Here is a 21954-nt window from a genome sequence, read left to right as displayed (position 1 = left end):
CACCGACTAGATTGCATACCAGCCATGCTTGACGTGAATGCCTTTGACACCGCCGCGCTGCGCCTCTTCGACGAGGTGGCGCGGAGCGGATCGTTCACCGCCGCCGCCGAGCTGCTCGGCTACACCCAGTCGGCGGTCTCCCGCCGCGTCGCGGCGCTGGAGCGCGCCGCCGGCGGGCCGCTCTTCGAGCGCCTGGCCCGGGGCGTGCGGCTGACGCCCGCCGGCGCCGCCCTGCACCGCCACGCCGTCGCCGTCCTGGACCGGCTGGAACGGGCGGGCGAGGAGCTGGCCGCCATCCACGGCGGCCGGGGCGGCACGCTGCGCGTGGGCGCGTTCGCCACCGCCAACGTGGATCTCGTCCCGCAGACCTTGAAGCGCTTCGCCGAGCGGCGGCCGCACGTCGAGCTGCGCCTGGTCGAGGGGCTCACCGGGCATCTGATGGAGCGGCTGCGCGCCGGGGCGCTGGACGTGGCGGTGATCAGCGACTATCCGTCCGGGCTGCCCGCCGACGCGCCGCGGACCGTGCTGCTGGGCGAGGACCGCCTGTTCGTCGCGCTGCCCCGCGGTCACCGGCTGGCCGGCGAGGCCGACGTGGACCTGCGCGACCTGGCCGGGGAGACCTGGATCGAGGCGGCCCCGCGCGGCCAGCCCACGCTGCTGGTCACCGCGTGCGCGGCCGCCGGGTTCACGCCGCGCAGCGGGCTGCGGGTGGCCGAATGGTCGGGCAAGTTCGGTTTCGTCGCCGCCGGGCTCGGCGTGACGCTCGTGCCGGAGCTCGCGGCGCGGGCCGTACCGCCCGATCTGGTGCTGCGGCCGCTGCGCGGAATGGCGCCGATGCGCAAGGTTTACGCGGCCCTGCCCGAGGATCCCCTGCCCGCGACGCTGGAGCTCCTCGATTTGCTGGGAGAATGGGAAGTGTGTACGACGGCTTCGCCCATTTAGGTCACACTCTCGCCACCGGTCTGCGAGACGTGACCTCCGACCTCGCCGCGCTCGACGGCGAGGGCTGGTGGGCCGTCGTCGTCGACTACGAGGGCAAGGTGACGTGCGCCCGGTTCGACCGGGTGCGCCGGGCGCCCCTGCCCGAGCCGGCCGCCCCCTGGCACGGGCCGCACCCCGGCCAGTGGCGCAGCTCGCTCGGCCGGGACGCCTACGAGCGCGGCGTGCGGACCATCCGCGGCTACATCGAGCAGGGCGAGGTCTACCAGGCGAACCTGTGCCGGATCCTGACCGCGCCCGTCCCGCCCGACGCCGACCTCCTCGCCCTGGCCGCCAGGCTCGCCGCCGGCAACCCCGCCCCTTACGGGGGCGTGATCCGCGTCCCCGGGCTCAGTGTCGTGTCGGCCTCGCCGGAGCTCTACCTGTCGCGTGACGGCGACGTCGTGGAGTCCAGGCCGATCAAGGGCACCGGCGCCACCGCCGGCGACCTGCTCGACAAGGACTACGCCGAGAACGTCATGATCGTCGACCTGGTCCGCAACGACCTGGGCCGGGTCGCCGCCGTCGGCTCCGTCGAGGTGCCGTCGCTGTGCGCGGTCGAGGCCCATCCCGGGCTGGTCCACCTCGTCTCCACCGTGCGCGCCCGGCTGGCGCCCGGGGTGGGCTGGCCCGGGCTGTTCGCCGCGACGTTCCCGCCCGGATCCGTCACGGGCGCGCCCAAATCGTCGGCGCTGCGCATCATCAATGAGCTCGAACCAGCACCTCGCGGGCCGTACTGTGGGGCCGTGGGCTGGGTCGACGCCGATCGGAAGAGGGCGGCGCTGGCCGTGGGCATCAGAACATTCTGGATCTCGGCAGGCGAGATCCGGTTCGGCACGGGAGCGGGCATCACGTGGGGCAGCGACCCCGGGCGCGAGTGGCTCGAGACCGAGCTCAAGGCAGCCAGGCTCATCGCACTGGCATCCACAGGAGGAAATGAATGAACATCCCTGTCTGGGTCAACGGGGAGCTCGTCGACCCCGCGCGGGCCAGCGTCTCGGTCTTCGACCACGGTCTGATGGTCGGCGACGGCGTGTTCGAGACCATCAAGATCGTGAACGGCAAGTCGTTCGCGCTCACCCGGCATCTCGACCGGCTCAAGCTCTCCGCCCAGCGCATGGAGCTGCCCGAGCCCGACCTCGCGGCCATCGCCGACGGCGTCGCCGCGTGCCTGGAGGCCGCGCCCGCCTGGGAGCTGGGCCGCATCCGGGTCACCTACACCAGCGGCCCGGGGCCGCTCGGCTCCGACCGCGGCGACCAGGGCACCACCGCCATCGTCATCGTGGACGAGCAGAAGCCGTTCCCCGCCACCGCCAACGTCGCCGTGGTCCCCTGGCCGCGCAACGAGCGCGGCGCCCTGGCCGGCGTCAAGAGCACCTCCTACGGCGACAACGCCAAGGCGCTGCTGCACGCCAAGAAGCGCGGCGGCGGCGAGGCGATCTTCGGCAACCTCGCCGGCGACCTCTGCGAGGGCACCGGCTCCAACATCTTCATCGTCCGCGACGGCCGCCTGCTCACCCCCACCCTGGAGTCCGGCTGCCTGGCCGGCGTCACCCGGGCGCTGGTGCTCGAATGGTTCGGCGGCGAGGAGACCGACGTCCCGCTGTCGGCGCTCTACGAGGCCGAGGAGGCGTTCCTCACCTCCACCACCCGCGACGTCCAGCCGATCAAGCTGGTGGACGACACCGAGCTGCCAGTGGCCCCCGGCCCGATCACCACCAAGGCCATGCGCGTCTTCGCCGAGCGCTCGGCCGCCGACCTCGACCCGTGATCGTCCCGGCCCCGCCCCTCACCAGGGCGGGGCCTCCTCCATTCGCCCTGCGTTCCGGCGTTCTCCTCGCGCGCGATCGAACGGCGACGTTAGGATTCCCGGCAACATCGCCTCCGATCAATGGAGGGTCCGGATGAGTGGGGATGGCGGCGCGCCGCTGCCGCCGATTTCTGAGATGGGCGCGATCGTCACGGTGGAGCGCGTGCTCGCCCGCACCCCGGCCCTGGCCGTGCGGCTGCCGATGATCCACGCCTACACCTCCGGCTGCCTGCTCAGCCTCGACGTCGTGGCCCGCAACGCCGCCGCTCCGCGCAGCCTGGCGCTGCAGCTCGACTCGGCGTTCTCGGGCGAGGAGAGCACGTCCCTGCACGTCAGCCTGCGCTACGCGAACGGCGTCGAGGTGGACTCCGGCAAGGACCACGACTGCGCGCCGCCGAGCCTCTCCTGGTTTCCCGGAGGAGTGCGCGGCGACGCGTCGTTCACCCTCTACCAGATGCCGTTGTGGTTGTTCCCGCTGCCGCCGCCGCAGGACTTCCTGCTGACGGTCGAATGGCCGTGGGCCGGCATCCGTCCCGAGCGGGTGCGCCTCGACGGCGCCGCCATCACAGGGGCGGCGGCGCGGTCGACGCACTCATGGCCCCAGGAGATGCCTCAGTAGCTCTTCTGGGTCTGGACGTTGAAGTCGTCCATCTTGACCTTCTTGGCCGGGTCGGTGAGCGGATCGTCGATCTCGAGGACGTCCAGGCCCTCCATGATGTCGCTGGAGTAGATGTAGCCGTTGTAGTAGTAGGCCGACCAGGAGCCCGCGATGCCGGCCTGCCGGTTCGGGCCGCGCTCGAAGTAGCCGATCTCCTTGGGGTTCGCCGAGTCGGTGAAGTCCCAGATCGACACGCCGCCCTGGTACCAGGCCTGCACCATGATGTCCTTGCCGGGCACCGGGATCAGGGAGCCGTTGTGGGCCACGCAGTTCTCCTCCGGCTGCTGCTCCCGCGGGATCTTGAAGTAGCCGCGCTTCTCCAGCTTGCCGTTCACCAGGTCGTAGACGGCGTTGGCGCCCTTCGTGTTCGGCGTGTTGCGGTCGCATGTGGCCTGGCCGCCGCCGCCCAGCTCGTCGCCGAACACGACCTTCGTCCCGTCGTTGTTGAACGTCGCCGAGTGCCAGATCTGGAAGTTCTCCTGGTCGGTGAGCTGCTGGAGCACCTTCGGGTTCACCGGGTCGGAGATGTCGAGCAGCACGCCGTCGCCGAAGCAGGCGGCCGCGGCGAGCTTCTTCTCCGGGTAGGCGGTGATGTCGTGGCAGCCGGAGGCGAACTCGGAGTGCTGCCGCTCAGGGAAGATGTCCGGCTTCGCCACGATTTTTGCGGATTGAGGCGACTTTAGCGGGACTTCTACGATCTGGATGAGCTCGTGCGGGGCCGGGCAGGTCTTCGAGTCGGGCTCGGGGCCGGGGGACGAGACGTACACGTACAGGCTGTCCTGGGCGGGCACCATCGTGTGCGTGTGGGAGCCGCACTCGGTCTGGACCGCGCCGACGTACCGCGGGCTCTTCTTGTCGCTCACGTCGAAGATCCGCAGGCCCTCCCAGCTCCTCTCGTTCTCCCCCGCGTCGCACTCGGGGCCGGCCCGCGGCTCGTCGATGGACAGGATCAGCAGGTTCTCGTGGATCGTGACATCGTTCTGCTGTGCCGGGCAGGCCACCTGGCTCACGATCTGCGGCTTGGTGGGATCGCTGATGTCATAGATTGAAAAACCACCGAAGTTGCCCACATAGGCGTAGTCGCCCTGGAAGGCCAGGTCGGTGTTGATATCGTCCGTCCCGTCGAAGGGAGCGGTCCTCGGCACGTGGGCCACCTGCTTGATGTTGTCACTCATCATGACACCGCCTGTCGCGGTGCCGGTGGCCCTGCCGGCTGGAGCGCTGGTCTCCTGCGACGTGGTCGCGGGTGTCGCCGGCCCCTCTCCTGCCTGAGGGCCCGCCGCGCAGGCGGAGACCAGCATGAGCGCCGCACACAACACCGCTCCGCGCAACTTGGCAGAGATCAACGCGTAACCCCTTTGTCTTGTAGTCCACTATGGAAGCTATGTCAGCAGGTTCGTGGATGCGTACCGTCTTCGTCATGGTTATGGCGATATTGACGCTTACCGCCTGCTCTCAGGAGCCCGTGCAGCAGCCTTCGCCCATCGGGACGGACGCGCCCGTCCTGGTGCCTGGGAGCCCGGGAGCCCCGGCGCGCACGGCGACGCCGGGGGAGCGGATCGGGCATAAGGCGAAGTCGGCGGTGGCCGCTGACGTGCGCTTCGCGGAGGCCATGATCCCCCACCACCGCCAGGCCCTGGAGATGACCTCCCTCGTGAACGACCGCACCACCACGCCGGTCATCCACGCGTTCGCCCGCTCGATCACCGCCGCCCAGACCCCGGAGATCCAAGCCATGACCGGCTGGCTCGCCGAGCTCGGCCGCCCGGTCCCGGGCGAGCACGCGCACGACCAGGCGGCCGGGTACGGGATGGCCTCGCAGGAGGAGCTCAACGCGCTGCGCGCCGCCAGGGGCTCCGCCTTCGACCGCATGTTCCTGCAGCTGATGACCAGGCACCACGAGGGCGCGGTGAAGATGGCCGGCGAGGAGCTGGCCGGCGGCAAGGACCAGCGCATGAGGATGATGGCCAAGGACGTCTACTCAGGGCAGAGCATCGAGATCGCCCGCATGAAGAAGGCCCTGGAGTCGCTCCCGTGAACGACGAACGACCCCGCGCGTGACGGGGTCGTACGGGGGATGCCTGCGGGGAGCTCAGGAGGGCCAGAGCATGTTGGTCAGCTCGGCGTCCAGATCCATGAAGTCGGTCTCGCGGCCGGCCGGCACCTTCTCGTAGGTGCGATGCAGGAACTCGGTGAGAGGAGCCAGCGGCACCTCGAAGAGCGCCTGCCCGAACGGGGACGTGAGACTGATGTGGAGCGTGCGCTCGCCGTCGGCGCGCGCCGGCCAGACCTGCACGTCGCCGTCGCCGACCCGCCTCACGATGCCCACGGTCAGCAACTCGCGGGCGAAGATCCACTCGACCGGCTCGTCGTTCCCTACGTGGAAGGCCATGCGGATGGCATACGGGTCGTCGGCTGTGTAACTCAGTCCGGCGAGCAGGGGGACGGTAGTACGGTCGGGGACCACAAGCCGAAGGCCAAGCTCGGCGGAGACGGTGGTGCTGTTCATCGTCAGCCAAACCTTTTCGTCGAAGGTCCCCTCTACGGGGCTTTCACTGCTCTGACGGACTTCGTCCTGAGCTATGACGCGGAACGAAGAAACCTGTAGGAAAGATTCCGCTTCAGGGGCCTTCTGTAACGCACATCACAGCTGGACATTTAGGCATCTACCAGGCTAAACGGCATCAATCGGGTCGTATTTGCAAGGGTTTTGCGTGTTGTCAGCCTGCCCCGGACACGCCGACCATGAACGTTTCTCTCGAAAGATCGCGATCGATGCCTACCGGAACACGACGATGGTATGTCACCGACCCCTGTCGCCGGTGGGCAACCGCCGCCTTTCACCCTGAATCCTCCCGTCGCCATCCTCTGCCGCCCCCTCCCCGATCGCTTCGCTTCGCCAGCAGGTGCCAGAGTGCGGTATGGTTTTCCCCGTCGGCACCGTGAGGAGCCGGCAGGGCGGGCGATTAGCTCAGCGGGAGAGCGCTTCGTTCACACCGAAGAGGTCACTGGTTCGATCCCAGTATCGCCCACCAGCACGTCAGAGGCCCGGTCCCACACCAGTGGGATCGGGCCCTTTTGATGATCGTGCGTCGTAGGTGCGTCACGAGCGCAAAATCCTGACGCACGCCGAAGACGGTCAGACCGCCGCGAAGTGCACACAGAGTGACCAGAGCCGGAGATCGTGATCTACCGCGATGCGATCAGCACGATTCGGTAACAAGATCCTCTTGCCAGGACCTGGGGCTCGGTAAAAATCAGCCCGGCTGACGCTCGGCGGGCATCTCGCCACGCCGCCGCCACGCCGCGATCACCTTGTCGTGGGCGTCAGGCGCCAAGTGGCTGTACCTGGTGGTCGTCGCGAACGATTCGTGGCCGAGCAGGCCTTGCACGTCGTACAGCGGAACGCCGGCCTGAACTAACCACGACGCCGCGGTGTGCCGCATGATCCTCGGCGGGAAGCGTCGGATCCCGTGCGCCGGCGTGTCGCAGATCACGCCACACTCCCCCGCGGCGAACGTCTCGCCGTCGCCGGCCTCGAGCGGGGAGCGGTTGCCGCACAGCCGAGCCGCCTCCACCGCCGGATACCAGATCCGGTCGCGGAAGTTGCCGTCGTCGACCACGCCGCCGTCCGGTGCCGTGAACACCAGCGCGGTCCTCGGCCGGCCCACCATGAGCCGCGACATGCCCTCGAGAGTCTTGGCCGGGATAGGCACGGTCCGATTCGACTTCATCGACTTGGGATATTCCCGAAGCCCTTGTCGGGTGGCCACCTCCACCACGGACAGCAGGCCGCGGATCCAGTCGACGCGGTGCCCGTGCAGCCCGTACGCCTCGCCTGGCCGCAAACCCACGTCCATGCCCAGTTCGACCAGGGTCCGCCACTTCGGGCCGTGTAGCCGCTCTACAGCCGCGTACAGCGCCTCAGCTTCGGTGCGCTCGTAGAACTCGACCTGGGTGGCGTTCTTCCGAGGCAGGTCGAGGTCCCCGAACGGGTTGGCAACCACTAGCGGCGGATGCTCTTTCATCGCCGCCCGGTACAGGGTCGACATCAGGTAGACGATGTCATGGATCGTCGAGGCCGCCAGGGTCGGGATCTCGTCGGGGTCGTCGAAGAAGTCGGCCGGCTTGCCCTGATGGCGGGCACGCCTCGTCTCCTGCAGCTGGCCCACCCACCGCTGGGCGTCCACTCGCTGGACAGCGGCCATCGGCCAGTCGCCCCACTGCGGCAGGCAGTGCGTTTTCCACAGGGATGCGTTCTTCGCCTTCGTCGGCGCCTCGACGACGCGTGCCTCGACGACCCGCGCATGCCAGTCGGCGACCTTGATCTGCCCGGCACGGGGGTCGCGCGTGTCCCCCTGAGCGATCTTGGCTTCCAGGTCGCGCGCCCACTTGTCGACCACCGACTTCAACCGGTTCGTCTTCGTGCGCCGCTTGCCGTTGGGCAAACGGACGGTCGCCTGATAGAGGCCGGAAGGGATGCGTCGGATGTACGCCATCAGCCCTCCTCGCCCAGGCCGCCGAACTGGCGGATGTACGACATGAGATGCGGTTCTCCCTACTGGCGCAGGCGGTCGCGGACCCTGTCGAGGTCGACCTCCAGGTCGCCGACGCCGACCTGCCGCTCCTTGACGTCGACGTTGAGCACATCGTCGACCTCAACTTCGAGCTCGTCGACGTCCACATCCACGTCCAGGTCGCCGACCTTGGCCCCGACCTTGCGGTCCTTGACGTCCGCCTCGACGTCGACGTGCGGCCGGGTCGGCGATGGGACCGGCGCGGCCGGCGGCCGGGTAGGCAGCGGGTCCGGTCGGGGTGTTGGTGGTGGCGCGTCCACTGTAGGGGAGGCGGCCGGGGGTGGTGCTGGTTTCCGGTCGACAGTCTCCTGCGGGTCCGCCGTCGGGTGGGCGGGCGGCAGGTGTGTCGCCGTGACCGGCCGGCCGGTCTCCGATGTGGGGGCTGGCCGGTCGCTGCCGCGCGGGTCACGTCCCCCGCCTGCCGGCGGCTCAGAACGGTCCGGACGCCCCTGTGAGGGCTGCCCGGTCGTAGTGGTCGGCGGGGGTGTGCCGGGCGACGCCGGGACGATTACGGCGGTCTGCGACACGGACGCGGCGATCGCGCCCGGCTGGCCGCCGGGGCTGTCAGGCACGCTGGTTATCGTTAACGTTGCGATGCCGATTGTCGCCGCGGCTCCGGCGCTGGCGATCGCTGCGGCGGCGCGGGGATGCTCGTGCGCGAACGCCAGCAGCGGCGCCGGGATGATGCCCAGCCAGCCCTGCTTGGCCGGTTCGAGGGCGGCGTCGATGGCTTCCTCGCGTTCTTGGCCGCGCAGGCTCGCGTCGACCTCGATGATGAGCCGGCCGTTGGGGTCGTCGGGCGGTTCGCGGCGGGCGACCGCGGGCGCGTACGCGGGCGATACCTCGACGAGGTCGTAGTCCTTCAGCCGGTGGCGGCCCATGTCAGTTCCCTCCCCCGCTGCCGTAGTAGTCGACGACGTTCCGCCACACCTCGACTGGATCGTCGAATCCTTCGGGTGGTGCGACCACGACGAGTTTCCGTCCGCCTGCCGTGATCGTGATGGGGTGCATGCGGCTGGTGCGTACGCTCATGGCCCGTTGAACCTCGGGTGGCGGCGCGAGCGGCCGGCGAAGTTCGGCCTCGAGGTTGCGCACCATGGTCATCAGGTAGTGGTTCAGGGCTTGGGCGTCGTCGAGCTTCGCCTGGGTGTCTGCGAGTTCGGCGGTCAGCGCCATGATGCGCCGCTGCGCGAAGATTGGATTCCATGCTTCGGGCGGGATGTCGCGGATGTCCGCGATGTCCTCTGTTAACGCGTTGCCGGCGCGACCGGGTGTTGGATCTTCGTGCTGCTTGTGGTCGACATCGCCGTTGATGGTCGTTCACCCCCTGCTGCTTCTGCGCCCCTCCGCGCAGAGGCGGACTTGTCCGGAATCCCTCGCCCGTATTGCGTGTATAGGACACAAAACGCTCGCCTGATTCGAACGTCAAGCCGTATTTGCTGGAAAGTTCCTGTTGGTGCTGTTGCAACTACCTGCAACCATCTTCGCAGGTGGGCGCTAGGTACGCCATGTCCGTATTCCGGGATGGGGACTGTCAGTTAATGGCGTACGCCAGCTCGTAAACAGTCGATTACCTGCTTGAGGAAGGATTGCCTTACCCCGGTGTTCGATCGTTTTCTGTCATGCCCGAAACGGGCGGAATAGACCCAAATGCGTCCGCCGATCCGGGAAAACGTGAATGCTTGTCACGTTGAACGGAGAATCCCGACGCAGGCCAGCGCCTCTCCAGACTGCTCCGGGTAGGGGTCTCCGTGGCGTGGCCGCCACTCGTGCAGGCCGACCAGCCCGGGCTCGACGAGCGTGTATCCGTCCATCAGCGCCGCGATCTGGGCGCGGGTGCGGGCCGTCAGCGGATTCGTGGTCTGCTTGTACAGGGCTTCCGCGGCCCGGATCGTGGCCGCCGGCGTGGTGTCCAGGCAGCCGTGCGACAGCGCGAGGTAGCTGCCGGGCGGCAGGCCTTTACGCAACTCGGTCTGAGCCTGCTCGAGCGCGGTGTCGGGCATGAAGTGCCAGATCGCGACGGTGAGAACTCCTAGCGGCTGGCTGAGGTCGAGCAGCCCGGTCACGTTGGGGTTGGTGAGGATGTCGGCTGGGCGGCGCAGATCCCCCTCGACGGTGATCACGCCGGGTTCGTCGCGCAGCGCCTGCCCCTCCGCGATGACGATCGCGTCGTTGTCCACATATACGATCCGGGCGCCGGGATGAACCTGTCGGACGACCTCGTGCACGTTCGGTTCGGTGGGCAGGCCGGAGCCGATGTCGAGGAACTGCGTGATGCCTTGCTCGGCCATCCATCGGGCCGCACGTAGGGCGAAGCCGCGGGTGGCTCGAGCGCTCTGGCGTGCGTTGGGGAACGCCTTCAAGAAGAGTTCGGCGGCCTCCCGGTCGACGGCGTAGTTGCGATGGCCGCCGAGGAGATAGTCGTAGATGCGGGCACTGGACGGGATGGTGGCGTCTGTGCTGGCCATGAAGCTTCTCCTGAGGGTGAGAGGAGGCGGTTTCGGATGGCGGCGAGGATCTGCGAAGTCTCCGCCCGTCGTCGGGCGGCCGCGCCGATGAGTTGGTCGAACAGCAGGCCGTAGTGTTCGGCTGCGGCCAGGTCGGTGATCTCGTCGCCGGTGTAGCGGTGCACGGTCAGGATGTGCGCGTCGGGCACCCGGAAGATGCTGAACGGCTCCGCGGCGGGAAGGTACGGCGACGCCGTGGGGATGACCTGGATCGTGACCGTCTGGGTTTGGCTGGCGGCGGCCAGGGCGTCGAGCTGCCGCAGGTGCATGTCGAGGTCTCCGCCGGGGATCCGCAGGAGCGCCGCTTCGTCGATGACGGCCCACAGTCTGGTGCCGCGGGCGCGGAGCGTCTGCTGCCGGCGCGCCACGGTTGTCACGTGGGCCTCCGTGGCGGCCTGGTTCGGCGACGGGTAGTGGCGGGCCTGGTATGCCGCCCGCGCGTACTCTTCGGTGCGCAGCAGGTCGGGCACGAGATGCGGCTGGTAGATGCGGATGAGGTCGGCGACCTGCTCGTGGCGCAGCAGCACGGCGTCTTTCAGGGGTACGTCGTGGCTGTCCCACCAGCCGGGTTCGCGGTGGCCGAGGGCCACGGACAGCAGCGCTTCCTGCTGGAAGTGGTCGCGGATGCCGTACAGGGTGAGCAATCTGAGGAGGTCGTCGCGCCGGAACGGGTGGATGCCGGCTTCGATTCGGCTGATTTTGGAGATCGATGCGTTGATGGCTTTGGCGGCTGTCTCCTGGAGGAGGTTGCGGTGGAGGCGTAGGTGGCGGAGCCGGGCGCCGACCATTTGCCGGGCGCTTAGCTGTCGTCCGTCGCCGTTCGCCATCGTGTCCTCGCTGGAGACTCGCCGCTTGCGCAAATGGTTCCCCGACGTGTGCGCTTGGTGAGATTACGCACGGTTTTCCCTCTGTGTCCACCTTCGGTCACCGTGTGTAGAGATCACAGAATTTGCGTGGAGGGGCGTATATGGGGCTTTTATTTGCACGGGGCGATGGAGGGGCCGTTGACCTGCCCGTCCGCGCCGGGCCGTGAGGCCTGAACCGAGGCGAAAAGCAAGGCTCTTATAGCGGCACGGATAGTGTCGCCGCTGCAGATCGTACCCATGTTCGGAATCTTGATCATGCTCGTTCACGGTCGTTCATGCACGAGCGCGGACGTCGCTGGTTGAGTACCCTCGTTCATGATCGTGTACGGTTTGTCCGTGATCGAGTTCCGCGACAACGCGTACGTGTGGGTGCAGGTCAGAGACGTGCTGAAAACCCGCATCATCGAGGGGACATACCGGCCTGGCCAGGTCGTGCCCTCGGAGTCCACCCTGGTCCAGGAGTTCGGCGTTGCTCGCAACACCATCCGCAAAGCCGTCAAAGCGCTGCGAGAAGAGGGTTTGATCACTACAGTGCCGCATCTCGGCAGTTTCGTGTCAGAGAACTTGCCGAACGGATGACGGGAGGGGTGACGACGGCGCGCCCAAAAAGGACAGGGACCTCGGCAGGCCCGAGCATCGCTCGGTAGCTGCATGTGACCATGCGGAGACGTGGCGGCACGAGCCCAGGCTGCTTGCGTGGAGGTCGTGCGCATCCTCAGAAGATCACTCGCCGCAGCCGCCATCACAACCACGACGCTCAGCGGGCTGTGACCTGATCGAAATGCCGGAGCTACGGCGCCGAGAACTCAACCCCAGACACGACTTGATGTCACGTTGATCCCTTCCCTGCGTCGTCATTGTCTGAGCCGGGGGCGTTCGCGGCCGGCACGATGCCGCGGAGGACGTCGGCCGCGATGGTGGCCCGCTGGTCAGGCTCCAGTCGCTCGATACCGTTTAGGAGGCGTTCGGCCGCCAGGTAGCGGGAGAACTCAAGGGGTTGATCGAAATAGGAGCGCAGGTGGGTGGCGGCGGCCTCCTGGGAGCGGACGAAGGTCCGGCCGATGTAGGCAGCGAACGCCGCCGACGTGGCGCCCAACGCGCCAGTGACGACCGCGGCTGCGGTGCTCTGCGCATATAAGGCCAGGATGGCGAAGACAACCAGGAGGACAAACCCGACAGCCATCGCGATCTGGGCGTTGCGGAACGACTGACGGGCCTGGCCAGTGGCGATCTGGTGGTAGTAGTCCAGCCGGGCGTGCGTCACCTTCCACAACGCCGGCAACGTCAACTCGTCGGCGTCGGCGAGTTCCCTCTCCGCCTCAGACAGTTCGCGCCGGGCAGCCTGCTCAGCCTTGGTCGTACCGGACACAGGTGGCGGCGGGCGGGAGTCGTCGACGACTCTTACGTATGCCTTCACCCAAGCCTCGATGTCGGCCTCAGTAAGGCCGAGTCCGCGCAGAATCCTGAGCATGATGGGCAGATCAGCCAGCCGCCCGTCCCTCAGCATTCTGAACACGATCGACACGTGGACCCCGGAGTCTCGCGCGATCTGGGCATGGCTAAATTCGGACTCCCCATACCTGCACAGTCCGCGCAACGCGCTCACGAACTCTGCGCGGGTCCTGATCCCATCGGGCGAGATCCACGTGCTCGCGCGCCCGTCTCCCGCTGTATGGTCTGGCCCGGTCGCATCGTCCATACAGGGTAAACGTTCGGTCATGCCCTTTCGCTACAGGGTGCGGGACTGGGGGCTGCCCGGCAAGCGGTGCAGAGAACGAGACATCGGACAACGATGACTAGGCAACCGGCGCTCCTAGCGGCGCGTCGCGAACCCGCGGCACCCGCAAATGGAATCGCCGTCTGGATCTGTCGCGCTGCATGCTAATCCTGAGATGCGCCGATGAGATCCGGCCTCGTGTCGGCAAACGGCACACAGGGTCTGGCTAGTCACCGGCTGGTCCGTCAGCGTCCAGTCGTTGGACGCTACCGCCTCTTCGACCAGTGCAACCGCATCCTCATCGCCGAAGTTGTACCACTCGCCGTGTGAGTGGTATATCGCGAAGTGGCGGTGCAGGTTGGACTCCAGTCCACGGCCGCCAGAGTGGGTCCACAGGACGGCCAGAGGGACAGGGGACATGCTTTGGATTGTGCCAAGTCGACGCGTGACATCGACAGTTCGGCCGATCTTAAATAGAGATGATTGAGGGTTGCCAATCAGGTAGACGATCTCAGCCTCCCCCCTCCATGCCTCTTCATTGCACCTCAACCCCGGTCAACGACTGCTCGATCGCGTCGAAGATGTCGGCGTCGGTCTCGCGCTGCCACTCAGGCAGGTCAGCCCAGTCGGCCACATAGGACGGCTTCGGGTTCGGGATGAGCAGGTGCATCTGGGCGATCCAGCAGATCGCGATAAACCGGCCTCGCTGCTCACGGGTGAGTTTCGCCGTGCGGCCGAGGCTTATCTCCCAGAAGGCGGATACTTGTCTTTCCACCCGGGCTGCGGCCTCTCGCTCCCATTCGGGCATTTCCTCCCATGGTGTGACGTACCCAGGCTTGGGCTCGCCCGGATAGTGCTTGCGGACACCAGCGATCCACGCCTCACGGAAGATACGGCCAGGCTCGTGCAAGGTAACTCCCTCGTGGTTCAACTGGCCGTGGCCAGTTCGTTGATGTCGTTGTGCAGCGCACGTAGCCGGTCGTCGACCGGTAGGGCGGTCATCTGATCCTGCAGTCCGCGCAGCTTCTGGGCGATGACGCCGGACCCGGTGCGACGGGCGAGCTCGACGGCGGCGCGACCGTAATCAAGCAACTGGTCACGGTCGCCCCGCTGGACACCCAGGGAAGCGAGATCTACCAGGACGCCGCCGCGGCGGCGCGTGGTGAGGTTGTGTGCGAGCGCGCCGGCGAGTACCTGCTCTGCGAGATCGGGGCGGCGGAGCATGGTGTAGCAGGTGCCGCGCTCTTCGTGGAGTCGGCCGCCGTCGAAACGCAGCCACCCGCCGTTGTGGATGGTCCCGGTCATGTTGCGAACCTGCTCGGCGTCGTCGAGGGCACGCTGGCAGCTGTCGAAGTCGCCGAGCCCCGCGAGGGTTTCGGCTCGTACGGCGGCGACCCAGTGGCGCGTGGACAGGCTGCTGTTCCCACGGCGGGCGAGCGTGGCGGCGAGGTCGAGCATGGGTGCCGCGGTGGCGTACTGGCGTTCGTAGACGCCGATGAAGGCGTGCCGGGTCATGGCGCATGCCCACAGGTCGTAGGCCGCCGCCTCTCTGCTGGCGGAGGCGGCGAGGGTGTAGCAGTGGGCGGCGTCGGTGTACTGGTTGCCGTCGAAGTGGATTTCGCCGGCGAGCTGGAACAGGTCTCCGGCGAGGGCGCACAGTTGGCGATGGGTCGTCTCGGTCGTGGAGCGCTGGAGGGCGTCGACGAGCGTGGCGAGGTGGTCCTGAACGAGCGGGTAAACCTTGCGCTTGCTGCTGGCCAGCATGAAGACCTGCCACAGATGGGTGTTCAGGGTCTCGTACTGGGTGATGGTCTCGGTGTCGGGCCGGGTGGCTCGGTTGGCGATCCGGTCGAGATCGAGAGCTTGACTCGCCTGGGGTGTGGCGATGACGGCGCCGGCCATGGTGAAGAGGCGGAGCATTTCACGGCGGTTCATATCGTCATCGGTCCACTCCTGTGACTCGGGCACGACCTGCGGCTCACGTGTTGGGTCGCGTATTGGGTCGGTCTGGCGGCTTAGGAGGTGCGCGAAACGTGCCTTGACGTGGTCAGGAGCTGTCCAGAGCGCCATGTCCAGGATCTGCTGCTGTTCTGACTCCTGCTGCAGGTTCGGGTTGCCCTCCCACTTCACGATCGTGCGAGGATCAACCCCGAGACGTTTCGCGAACTCACGCTGGGAGTAGTGGTATGCCTGGCGTAGGACGCCGGCCATCGCGCCGTTCCAGTCGTTCACGACATCCACAGCGTGCTCCTCCGCTGAGTGAGTCTCCTGTGAGTCTAGGATTCCTGCCCTGTAGATCAATAACCGCGCTGCAAGAGTTCCGCAGCAGTGCTGCATCGGTGCGGCATACGTTCCTTCCGGCGCGGCATGTGTCGTTCCTACGGTAGATCTATGAGTCCATCAGAGTGCGTCAAGGTCGCCGAAGCGCTTCGCGCGCTGGCGTGTCGCATCGAGCGCTTGGAGAGGCGTGTGGACGTTCTCACTGGTCTTCGAGGGCCCGCACGCGAGACTCGAGCCCGCCAACCCGCTCTGTCAGGCGCTGAAGTTCAGCCATCACCTGTCGGTATTCCTGCGACGGTTCAGGCTCTTCCGGCGTCTTGATCACATAGACGCCCCGAGTTGACTGTGTGCTGATCAGCCCGTCGTTGGCCAGTTCGCTCTGGGCCTTTCTGACGGTCTCAGGGGCCACGTCGTAGTGCTTGGCCAGGTCCTTGCGGGACGGGAGCCGCTCGCCCAACTTGATGCGACCATCCTTGATCTTGCCTCGGAGGTCGTCGGCGATCTGCTGGTAGGCCGGACGTGGGTCACTGAAATCGATCGGCACGAGATAAGGCTAGGCGGAAATGTGTGAACTAGGAAAGCACGTCCATCCATGCGTTGACTTGCATAGTTCAACGTGTTTGCCTAGGCATATAGAGAGTGTGAAGCGCCCCTAGGAGTTGTTGTGAGCCGCAAGAGCGTTGAGATCACGCCGGATCGCCGTCAGGCGTTGCCCATCCCTGAGGTTGCCGAGATTCTCGGCGTCTCGCCCATCACTGTCCGCCGCGCTGTCGAAGCTGGCGAGTTCCCCCACGTTCCTGTGCGTAGCAAGAAGCAGGTTCCTCGCGCGTTCGTGGAGGCGCTGCTGGCTGCGCCGAAGTGGGGCGCCGAGCCTGACGAGGTCGCGGTCTGATGCGCGCGATCTCCCCTGACATGCGAAAGGCGACCCCCATCCGCCCAGACCGAGGTCGCCAGCTTCCGCATGTCCCGACCACCAGCACGAGCGAAGGGACAACCATCATCATGCACGACACCCCCGACATTCGCATCCCCGCGCAGCGCTGGCCGGAGCCGGAGCATCAGCTGTGGTGTACGGATCACCTCGGCGACGACGCCGGTTTCGGCATGTGCATCGGTACGGATCTCGAGCTGCCTGGCCTGCAGATCGGTCTCCGCTGGGAGCCCGGCCGGCCGGTCTACGCCAGCGTCGCTACCGGCGTCCGCGTGGAGGAGATCTCCCTGGACGACCTGGAGCATCGGGCGTTGGCGATGCTCACCACCGCGCTGATGGGCCGCGGCATGACCCCGCCCGCCACCGCGCTCACCGGGACGGTGACCGCATGAGAAAGATCCTTAACGTGCCGATCCTTTTGTGGAACGCGGCCCGGCACAGCGACGAGCCGTACACGGCGACCATCGTCTACCGCAGCGACGACCCGTTCGCGGTCGAGATCGTCATCCCCGACCACGACGGCGTCCACGAGGTTGTGCTCTACCGCGACCTGCTGATCGACGGCCTGGAGAAGCCGACCGGCGAGTCCGGTTTCCCGCTGGTCAAGCCGCACGCCGTGCGGGACTACATCACGCTCACGGTGCCGTGCCGGGGCGGGCTGCGCGAACTGTACGCCGAGCGGGACGCTGTCGAGGCGTTCCTGGAGAAGACGTGCCGGATGGTGCCGCTCAACCGGCAGCGGCCGATCGCCCGCGCCGAACTGGACCGCTGGCTGGCGGAGGTGACCGCATGACCGCCGACCGACTCTTCACACCCCACCCCGAGGATGACGCGCAGGCCATGCTGGCGATGCGCACCGATCTCGCCCGGATCGCCACCGCGCTGGAACTGCTGGCCAAGACGCCGGCCGCGATCCAGCACCTGGCCGGCCACGTGTCCGCCGCCGGCCAGGCCCTGCAGAACGGGCTGGAGGACCTCGGCGCTGAGGTCCACAATCTGACCGCGACCGTGAACCAGGGCGTCGAGTTCGCCGACTCCACCGCTGCCGCGGTCGGCTCGGTCGCCGAGACCGTGCACGAACTCACCGACACCGTCGATCGACTCGCCGAGCCCCGGCCGCGCTGGTGGCAGTGGCGGCGCCGCCGCACCATCAGGAAGGCATCGCCGTCGGGCCCCGTCCCCCACATGGCAATGTCCACGCCGGACGAGAGCACCGCCGAGGTGTACGAGTTCCGAGTGGACCTCCGTCGGCAGTCGGACATCGGAGAGCAGACCGTTGACAAGGCGCTGGCCAGTGGCCGGTTCACCGCCGAGTATGAGGCGGCCTACGGCATCGCGCTCAAGATGCTGCCGGGTCTGTGCACCCAGGCGGGCGTAGCGGTCGACCCCAACCAGGTATACGGCCGGATCTTCCGTAGCGACCGTGAAGGCCGATTCTGGCACGTCAACTCCGTGTTTCTGCCTGGTGTGACTGTCCTCGACGCACCGCCTGGAGGGTTCTGATGAACCAGACCCAGGCCGCGCTCCTCGTCGCCGAGCACGCCGAACTGTTGGCCGCCGCGCGCGCCGCCGTCGCCGCGGCCGAGCGCGACGAACCTGACCCGCTCGTGCACGTGCGGCACGTGCTCACCGCCCACGACCAGATGCCCGCGCCCGGGGCACACCCGGCGCAGTTGCTGGCGCAGGCGCTGCCCACCGCCCACCTACAGGCTCTGATCCGAACCCCGGAGACCGTCTGATGAACACCACGACCCCGTCGCCCGATCCTCCGCCCGAGGATGACGTCGCGCGCGGCCTGGCCGCGCTCGAGGACTATGTCGCCTCCCGCCTCCCGGAGCCGGCCGCCCACGAGCCCGATGTCGAGGATTCCGAGGTCGACGACGAGTCCTACATCGAGGACGAGCCTGAACCCGAGTATGGGCTCGACTTCGACGACGACGAAGGCAACACCAGCCGCGTCCGCAAGCTGCGCGCCGAGGTCGCCGAGGCGCACCGCCTCCTGGAGTTGCAGGACGACGACGCGCCTCTGCTGATCGACACGCCCAAGGTGCGCAAGCGTCGCCGCGATGTCAGCGAGGCCGCCCGGCTGCACGAGCTCGCCCAGGACCCGGTCGCGTTGGCCTACCGCGACGCCAAGGTGCGCCGCACTGTCACGGTGATGGTGATGGCGGCGGCCGCGATCGGCCTGGCGGTGTCGAGTATCGGCGTGCAGGCTTCGGTGGCCACGGCGCTGGAACTGAAGGAGCACACGTTCGCCTGGTGGGCGGCGTTCGGCGTGGAGCCGGCCCTATCGCTGCCGCTGCTGGCCGCCGTGGCGGTGCAGGCCTACAGCGCGATGCGCGGCCAGGTCGTCGACCGCAAGGACAAGAACGGCCCCGGCCGGAAGTTGTTCCGCGCCGAGGCGCTGCTGCTCGTTCTGACGCTGGTGTTGAACTGCTGGCCAGCGTTCGCGCCCGACGTCGATTTCGATCTGCTGACGTTGATCGTGCACAGCCTTGGTCCGGTCGCGGCGGTGACCGCGGTGTGGGTGCTGCCGGCGCTGTGGTCGGTGCTGCAGGCGCTGCCTGTCCCGGCGGCCTCCGGTACAGGCCGTACTGATGGCCGTACTCACCTTGAGTACAGGGCAAACGCTGGCCGCCGGTACAGCCCTCCGCCGCCCCGTCCGAGGGTCGATATCGACGCTCTGACGGACCGGGCACGCGCCTTGATCGCCGCCGGGAAGCTGCCCGCCGACGCCGGCATCCAGAAGATCGGCAAAGCGTTGGGGTGCGGCACCGGCACCGCCACCAAGGTCAAGAAGGCGCTCGAAGGAAGGGATTGATGATGAGTAGGACTTCTTCGTCCGGGCCGGAGTGGTCTGGGGACATGCTGGACCGCCCGGAGGTGGTGCAGGCGTTCGCAGCCCAGCTGCGGCGGGCGCTGTCGGAGTATGCCGACTTCGTGGCTCACATGCGGCGTGACGCTGAGGCCATGTGGGCGGAGAACCCGCCGTCGGAATACGGCTCGTTTGAGGCGTGGTGGCGGCATTGGAGGGTTACCGCCCCGTTCGCCGAGATCCAGGAACACCTTGAGGCTGCGGCCAGACTGACGTTCCGGCTGGAGGCCCGATATCGCAGGAACCGTCACGAGATCCCCGCGAAGCGGCAGGCTGCCGCGCAGGACAAGCAGCAGGCGCTCGCGCCCGGCCCTGACCCGGCCAAACGCCCAGCTCAGCCGAGGCGGGCAGGCGCGCGGCCAGCGTCGGCGAAGTCGGACAGGGAGTTCCTCGACCTGATCCGTGAGGAGCGGCCGGCGTGAACGGGACGGTCGACAAGCTGACTCCGGAGGCGCTGCGCCGGCTGCAGAACCTCGCCAGAACTTGGAATGAGCGCACCCAGGCTGTCAAGGATGACGCCCAGTTCGCGAAGTTGTGCTTCGACCGGGCCAAGGCCGCCGCGCGGCGGGCGCGGCGCAGCCAGCGCAACCCGCGGGCGATGTATGAGCTGGCGGAGCTGCTCGCGACGTGGGCCGCCCAGCAGGAGGAGTCCGAAGCACGCTGGCATGGAGGTCACGGATCGTGACTGCGCATCTTCATGTTCATGCGCCGAGTGCGCCTCGCGCGCGCGTAATGCGCGGCGCGCGTACGCGCGGCGCGCGCGCGAGAGAGGTTCCCTCATTCGGTCACTGTCTGTCAACCCTTGAGAGGAGGCGGTCGTGAGCGGCAGCGACGACAAGGACGGGGGCGGCTCGGTCGTACAGTTTCCTCGCGTGTTCCTGCCGGGCTCCTTCGACGCCCCTAGACCAGACCCTGACCCGGGCGTGACGGACAGCCCCGCCGAGGGCGCCGCGCCGTCCGCTCCGGCCGGTGTCTGGCCCCGGCTGCCCGGCGTCGCGGACATGGCGCCACCGCTCGCCCTGACGATGCCTGGTGTCCCGGCCCCGGCCGACGCCGGCGAGGACAGCGGCGAGGATGGCGGGTTCGTCCCGCCCGCGCCGGAGGATCCCGACAATCCGACCGTGCGGGACACGCTCGCGGTCGCGATAGCGCTGGTCACCGCTTTGGGTGTGGCGGCAGCGCAGGGCATGTGGCAGCAGGCCCGCCGCCGGAAGGCGCTCGCTGATGAGGCTCGAGCCAACGCCGACAAGGCGCAGGCCAAGGCTGCCGCCAGCGGCGCTCGGAGAGCGAATGGCGCCGATTCGGGAGGATCGGGGGGCAAGAGGTCGTCTCTGCGTTCCCCGGGTGGCGGCGACCGCAGGGGTTCGCGCCCTGATGGTGGCCGTAAGCGGCGCGACAGGGGCGATCGGCCCGGGGCCGGCCAGGATCGTTCGCGTAAAGGACCGGGACGTGACAGCAAGGGCGGCAATGCACCCCAGGCTGGCCCGGGCGGCAAGACGACGTGGGGGCGCGATAAGCAGAAGCGGCGGAAGGGCGCCGCCAAGGGCGGTTTCGGCTGGCGGAAGCGCCGCGGCGCCGACACTGGCAAGTCGCCGAAGACGCCCAAGGGCGGTGCCGACAAGAACTCCCCGAAGGCTCCGAAGGCTCCTAAGAAGCCTGCGGGCAAGCTGCGGTGGAAGGCTCCCAAACGCCGAGGCAAGGGCGGCGACAAGGATCCGAAGGGCTGGACATCCGGACGCCCGGGCGGCGGCCGCAAGCGCAAGGCAGACAACAAGGGCAAGCCGCGGCACGACCGGCTGCGGTGGAAGGCCAGCAAGCGGCGGCCCGGGCCCGGTGGCGACAAGGCGATCGAGGGGCGGAAACGCTGGAACCGCCGGGTCGCCCCCGAACGCGAGGCCGCGCGCCCGCGTCGGCGTTCCAGGAAGTCCTGGGTGCGCAAGTCGGCGAAGCACGGCGCCAGGTGGTTGAAGCGCTGGAGCCGTCGTAGAACCCGTCCCGAGCCGCGCTCCAGGATGAGTTTCGGGTTCACCTGGCCCAAGCGCGGCAAGCATCGGGGCGCGCGGCAGCGCTGGTGGACCAGACGTCACAAGGCCTCCGGCGCGACCGCGTGGAGCTCGACAGCAGGCGGCACGCCGCCCCCGCCTCCTCCAGGGTTCGAGGGGATGCGCCCGCCGCCGGGGGCGGACCGGAGCGTGCGGGTTGAGTCCTGCGAGCGCGTCGACGATCCCCCAGAGCCGGCGCCCGAGCCCTTGGTCTTGGCGGGAGCACCCGCTGGAGGACGCCCTGCGCTACCCGCAGGCCCTTCGCCGACACCAGCAGCGACCCCGAATGGAGCCCGTTTCGTGAGCGCGCCCGTCCGCAGCACGCAGTACCGCGACGCAGAGTTGACCATCTACGACGTGATCGACGCCGACGCCGACATGGCGGAGGAGATTCTCGACGGGGTGGCCCCGGCCCGGCACACCGCGGACGGCTGCGAGTTGCTGCTCACCCGGCTGGAATCCCTGCACGCCAAGGTCGTCGAGCTGATGGTGCCCGGCGTGCTGGAAGGCATGGTCGTCAGGTTGATGGACAAGACCGCCACCGTGCGCGCCCGCGCCATGGCGATCGCCGACACATTGCCCGCCGCCTCCGAGGCCATCTCTATCGCCGGCGCGAACGCCGCTGCCCGCCACAAGCCTCTGGCCGACGCGGTCCGCGATGCCGGCCACACCCGTCCCGCTGAGCGCGAATACCACGACGAGTAGCAGGAGGA

At 68.0% G+C, this 21954-nt stretch carries 27 protein-coding genes and 1 tRNA gene; 16 read left to right on the top strand and 12 right to left on the bottom strand.

What is annotated here, in order from left to right; genetic code table 11:
* Positions 1-24 precede the first annotated feature (24 nt).
* From ID574_RS08300 to ID574_RS08285, 4 genes are all read left to right on the top strand, one after another.
* The gene (locus ID574_RS08300) at positions 25-942 is read left to right on the top strand and encodes a LysR family transcriptional regulator (protein ID WP_188188097.1); all 918 of its coding nucleotides are present in this window, start codon (positions 25-27) and stop codon (positions 940-942) included.
* A complete protein-coding gene (locus tag ID574_RS08295; RefSeq protein WP_188188096.1) occupies positions 909-1922 on the top strand; it encodes a chorismate-binding protein in 1014 nt (337 codons plus the stop codon). The genes ID574_RS08300 and ID574_RS08295 overlap by 34 nt, the downstream gene beginning before the upstream one ends.
* The gene (locus ID574_RS08290) at positions 1919-2749 is read left to right on the top strand and encodes an aminotransferase class IV (protein ID WP_223166469.1); all 831 of its coding nucleotides are present in this window, start codon (positions 1919-1921) and stop codon (positions 2747-2749) included. The genes ID574_RS08295 and ID574_RS08290 overlap by 4 nt, the downstream gene beginning before the upstream one ends.
* Before the next feature lie 133 nt (positions 2750-2882).
* Positions 2883-3407, top strand: coding sequence for a hypothetical protein (locus ID574_RS08285; RefSeq protein ID WP_188188095.1), 525 nt, complete (start codon positions 2883-2885; stop codon positions 3405-3407).
* On the opposite strand, the gene ID574_RS08280 is transcribed toward ID574_RS08285, so the two are convergent.
* On the bottom strand, positions 3401-4792 hold the full coding sequence (locus tag ID574_RS08280; RefSeq protein WP_223166468.1) for an LVIVD repeat-containing protein: 1392 nt from the start codon (positions 4790-4792) through the stop codon (positions 3401-3403). The genes ID574_RS08285 and ID574_RS08280 overlap by 7 nt on opposite strands.
* Before the next feature lie 119 nt (positions 4793-4911).
* Here ID574_RS08280 and ID574_RS08275 point away from each other — a divergent pair, with 119 nt between their 5' ends.
* On the top strand, positions 4912-5484 hold the full coding sequence (locus ID574_RS08275; protein WP_223166467.1) for a DUF305 domain-containing protein: 573 nt from the start codon (positions 4912-4914) through the stop codon (positions 5482-5484).
* 54 nt (positions 5485-5538) lie between these two features.
* On the opposite strand, the gene ID574_RS08270 is transcribed toward ID574_RS08275, so the two are convergent.
* Positions 5539-5955: an SsgA family sporulation/cell division regulator gene (locus ID574_RS08270; RefSeq protein ID WP_020547189.1), complete on the bottom strand. Its 417-nt coding sequence runs from the start codon at positions 5953-5955 to the stop codon at positions 5539-5541.
* Between the two features lie 451 nt (positions 5956-6406).
* Between ID574_RS08270 and ID574_RS08265 the strand changes: the two genes are divergently transcribed.
* Positions 6407-6481: transfer RNA gene (locus tag ID574_RS08265), tRNA-Val, on the top strand.
* Positions 6482-6703: 222 nt separating this feature from the next.
* On the opposite strand, the gene ID574_RS08260 is transcribed toward ID574_RS08265, so the two are convergent.
* From ID574_RS08260 to ID574_RS08240, 5 genes are all read right to left on the bottom strand, one after another.
* Positions 6704-7945 (bottom strand): tyrosine-type recombinase/integrase, encoded by a 1242-nt coding sequence (locus ID574_RS08260; protein ID WP_188188094.1) that lies wholly within the window; start codon positions 7943-7945, stop codon positions 6704-6706.
* A gap of 59 nt (positions 7946-8004) precedes the next feature.
* Positions 8005-8904, bottom strand: a complete 900-nt coding sequence (locus ID574_RS08255; protein ID WP_188188093.1) for a hypothetical protein — start codon at positions 8902-8904, stop codon at positions 8005-8007.
* 1 nt (position 8905) lies between these two features.
* The gene (locus ID574_RS08250; RefSeq protein WP_188188092.1) at positions 8906-9199 is read right to left on the bottom strand and encodes a hypothetical protein; all 294 of its coding nucleotides are present in this window, start codon (positions 9197-9199) and stop codon (positions 8906-8908) included.
* Positions 9200-9708: 509 nt separating this feature from the next.
* Positions 9709-10491, bottom strand: a complete 783-nt coding sequence (locus tag ID574_RS08245) for an SAM-dependent methyltransferase (RefSeq protein WP_188188091.1) — start codon at positions 10489-10491, stop codon at positions 9709-9711.
* Positions 10383-11390: a helix-turn-helix domain-containing protein gene (locus tag ID574_RS08240; RefSeq protein WP_188188090.1), complete on the bottom strand. Its 1008-nt coding sequence runs from the start codon at positions 11388-11390 to the stop codon at positions 10383-10385. The genes ID574_RS08245 and ID574_RS08240 overlap by 109 nt, the downstream gene beginning before the upstream one ends.
* A gap of 342 nt (positions 11391-11732) precedes the next feature.
* Between ID574_RS08240 and ID574_RS08235 the strand changes: the two genes are divergently transcribed.
* On the top strand, positions 11733-11975 hold the full coding sequence (locus ID574_RS08235) for a GntR family transcriptional regulator (RefSeq protein ID WP_223166466.1): 243 nt from the start codon (positions 11733-11735) through the stop codon (positions 11973-11975).
* Positions 11976-12225: 250 nt separating this feature from the next.
* Here the strand turns inward: ID574_RS08235 and ID574_RS08230 are convergent, their stop codons facing one another.
* The 5 genes from ID574_RS08230 to ID574_RS08210 all read right to left on the bottom strand — a co-directional run bounded on the left by ID574_RS08230 (position 12226) and on the right by ID574_RS08210 (position 15937).
* Positions 12226-12921, bottom strand: a complete 696-nt coding sequence (locus ID574_RS08230; protein ID WP_188188088.1) for a TRADD-N-associated membrane domain-containing protein — start codon at positions 12919-12921, stop codon at positions 12226-12228.
* Positions 12922-13209: 288 nt separating this feature from the next.
* The gene (locus ID574_RS62710; protein WP_188188087.1) at positions 13210-13662 is read right to left on the bottom strand and encodes a GIY-YIG nuclease family protein; all 453 of its coding nucleotides are present in this window, start codon (positions 13660-13662) and stop codon (positions 13210-13212) included.
* Positions 13649-14023, bottom strand: a complete 375-nt coding sequence (locus ID574_RS08220) for a hypothetical protein (RefSeq protein ID WP_223166465.1) — start codon at positions 14021-14023, stop codon at positions 13649-13651. The genes ID574_RS62710 and ID574_RS08220 overlap by 14 nt, the downstream gene beginning before the upstream one ends.
* A gap of 17 nt (positions 14024-14040) precedes the next feature.
* Positions 14041-15354 carry a helix-turn-helix domain-containing protein gene (locus ID574_RS08215; protein WP_223166464.1) on the bottom strand — a complete coding sequence of 438 codons (1314 nt, stop codon included), beginning with the start codon at positions 15352-15354 and terminating at the stop codon, positions 14041-14043.
* Positions 15355-15592: 238 nt separating this feature from the next.
* A complete protein-coding gene (locus tag ID574_RS08210) occupies positions 15593-15937 on the bottom strand; it encodes a GntR family transcriptional regulator (RefSeq protein WP_188188085.1) in 345 nt (114 codons plus the stop codon).
* 120 nt (positions 15938-16057) lie between these two features.
* Between ID574_RS08210 and ID574_RS08205 the strand changes: the two genes are divergently transcribed.
* The 9 genes from ID574_RS08205 (at position 16058) to ID574_RS08165 (ending at position 21946) form a co-directional block, all read left to right on the top strand.
* Positions 16058-16285: a helix-turn-helix domain-containing protein gene (locus ID574_RS08205; protein WP_223166463.1), complete on the top strand. Its 228-nt coding sequence runs from the start codon at positions 16058-16060 to the stop codon at positions 16283-16285.
* A gap of 110 nt (positions 16286-16395) precedes the next feature.
* Positions 16396-16716 (top strand): hypothetical protein, encoded by a 321-nt coding sequence (locus ID574_RS08200; protein WP_188188084.1) that lies wholly within the window; start codon positions 16396-16398, stop codon positions 16714-16716.
* Positions 16713-17117, top strand: coding sequence for an SsgA family sporulation/cell division regulator (locus ID574_RS08195; protein WP_188188083.1), 405 nt, complete (start codon positions 16713-16715; stop codon positions 17115-17117). The genes ID574_RS08200 and ID574_RS08195 overlap by 4 nt, the downstream gene beginning before the upstream one ends.
* A complete protein-coding gene (locus ID574_RS08190; protein ID WP_188188082.1) occupies positions 17114-17827 on the top strand; it encodes a hypothetical protein in 714 nt (237 codons plus the stop codon). The genes ID574_RS08195 and ID574_RS08190 overlap by 4 nt, the downstream gene beginning before the upstream one ends.
* Positions 17827-18063 carry a hypothetical protein gene (locus ID574_RS08185; protein WP_188188081.1) on the top strand — a complete coding sequence of 79 codons (237 nt, stop codon included), beginning with the start codon at positions 17827-17829 and terminating at the stop codon, positions 18061-18063. The genes ID574_RS08190 and ID574_RS08185 overlap by 1 nt, the downstream gene beginning before the upstream one ends.
* Positions 18063-19145 (top strand): hypothetical protein, encoded by a 1083-nt coding sequence (locus ID574_RS08180; protein ID WP_188188080.1) that lies wholly within the window; start codon positions 18063-18065, stop codon positions 19143-19145. The genes ID574_RS08185 and ID574_RS08180 overlap by 1 nt, the downstream gene beginning before the upstream one ends.
* A gap of 44 nt (positions 19146-19189) precedes the next feature.
* Positions 19190-19621, top strand: a complete 432-nt coding sequence (locus ID574_RS08175; RefSeq protein WP_188188079.1) for a hypothetical protein — start codon at positions 19190-19192, stop codon at positions 19619-19621.
* Positions 19618-19884 carry a hypothetical protein gene (locus ID574_RS08170; protein ID WP_188188078.1) on the top strand — a complete coding sequence of 89 codons (267 nt, stop codon included), beginning with the start codon at positions 19618-19620 and terminating at the stop codon, positions 19882-19884. Before ID574_RS08175 ends, ID574_RS08170 begins: the two co-directional genes overlap by 4 nt.
* 133 nt (positions 19885-20017) lie before the next feature.
* Complete coding sequence (locus tag ID574_RS08165; RefSeq protein ID WP_188188077.1) at positions 20018-21946, top strand: hypothetical protein; 1929 nt, start codon at positions 20018-20020, stop codon at positions 21944-21946.
* Positions 21947-21954: the final 8 nt, after the last annotated feature.

This window comes from Nonomuraea sp. SYSU D8015, assembly GCF_008065375.1.
Lineage (GTDB): Bacteria > Actinomycetota > Actinomycetes > Streptosporangiales > Streptosporangiaceae > Nonomuraea.
The sequence above is the reverse complement of the archived record's forward strand: the minus strand, read 5'-3'. Positions and strand labels throughout refer to the sequence as shown.

Bases quoted from the DNA above. Each gene is read 5' to 3' on its own strand.
- ID574_RS08300 (WP_188188097.1), top strand. From the start codon at position 25: ATGCTTGACGTGAATGCCTTTGACACCGCCGCGCTGCGCCTCTTCGAC.
- ID574_RS08295 (WP_188188096.1), top strand. From the start codon at position 909: ATGGGAAGTGTGTACGACGGCTTCGCCCATTTAGGTCACACTCTCGCC.
- ID574_RS08290 (WP_223166469.1), top strand. From the start codon at position 1,919: ATGAACATCCCTGTCTGGGTCAACGGGGAGCTCGTCGACCCCGCGCGG.
- ID574_RS08285 (WP_188188095.1), top strand. From the start codon at position 2,883: ATGAGTGGGGATGGCGGCGCGCCGCTGCCGCCGATTTCTGAGATGGGC.
- ID574_RS08270 (WP_020547189.1), bottom strand. From the start codon at position 5,955: ATGAACAGCACCACCGTCTCCGCCGAGCTTGGCCTTCGGCTTGTGGTC.
- ID574_RS08260 (WP_188188094.1), bottom strand. From the start codon at position 7,945: ATGGCGTACATCCGACGCATCCCTTCCGGCCTCTATCAGGCGACCGTC.
- ID574_RS08255 (WP_188188093.1), bottom strand. From the start codon at position 8,904: ATGGGCCGCCACCGGCTGAAGGACTACGACCTCGTCGAGGTATCGCCC.
- ID574_RS08250 (WP_188188092.1), bottom strand. From the start codon at position 9,199: ATGGCGCTGACCGCCGAACTCGCAGACACCCAGGCGAAGCTCGACGAC.
- ID574_RS08245 (WP_188188091.1), bottom strand. From the start codon at position 10,491: ATGGCCAGCACAGACGCCACCATCCCGTCCAGTGCCCGCATCTACGAC.
- ID574_RS08200 (WP_188188084.1), top strand. From the start codon at position 16,396: ATGCACGACACCCCCGACATTCGCATCCCCGCGCAGCGCTGGCCGGAG.
- ID574_RS08195 (WP_188188083.1), top strand. From the start codon at position 16,713: ATGAGAAAGATCCTTAACGTGCCGATCCTTTTGTGGAACGCGGCCCGG.
- ID574_RS08190 (WP_188188082.1), top strand. From the start codon at position 17,114: ATGACCGCCGACCGACTCTTCACACCCCACCCCGAGGATGACGCGCAG.
- ID574_RS08185 (WP_188188081.1), top strand. From the start codon at position 17,827: ATGAACCAGACCCAGGCCGCGCTCCTCGTCGCCGAGCACGCCGAACTG.
- ID574_RS08180 (WP_188188080.1), top strand. From the start codon at position 18,063: ATGAACACCACGACCCCGTCGCCCGATCCTCCGCCCGAGGATGACGTC.
- ID574_RS08175 (WP_188188079.1), top strand. From the start codon at position 19,190: ATGCTGGACCGCCCGGAGGTGGTGCAGGCGTTCGCAGCCCAGCTGCGG.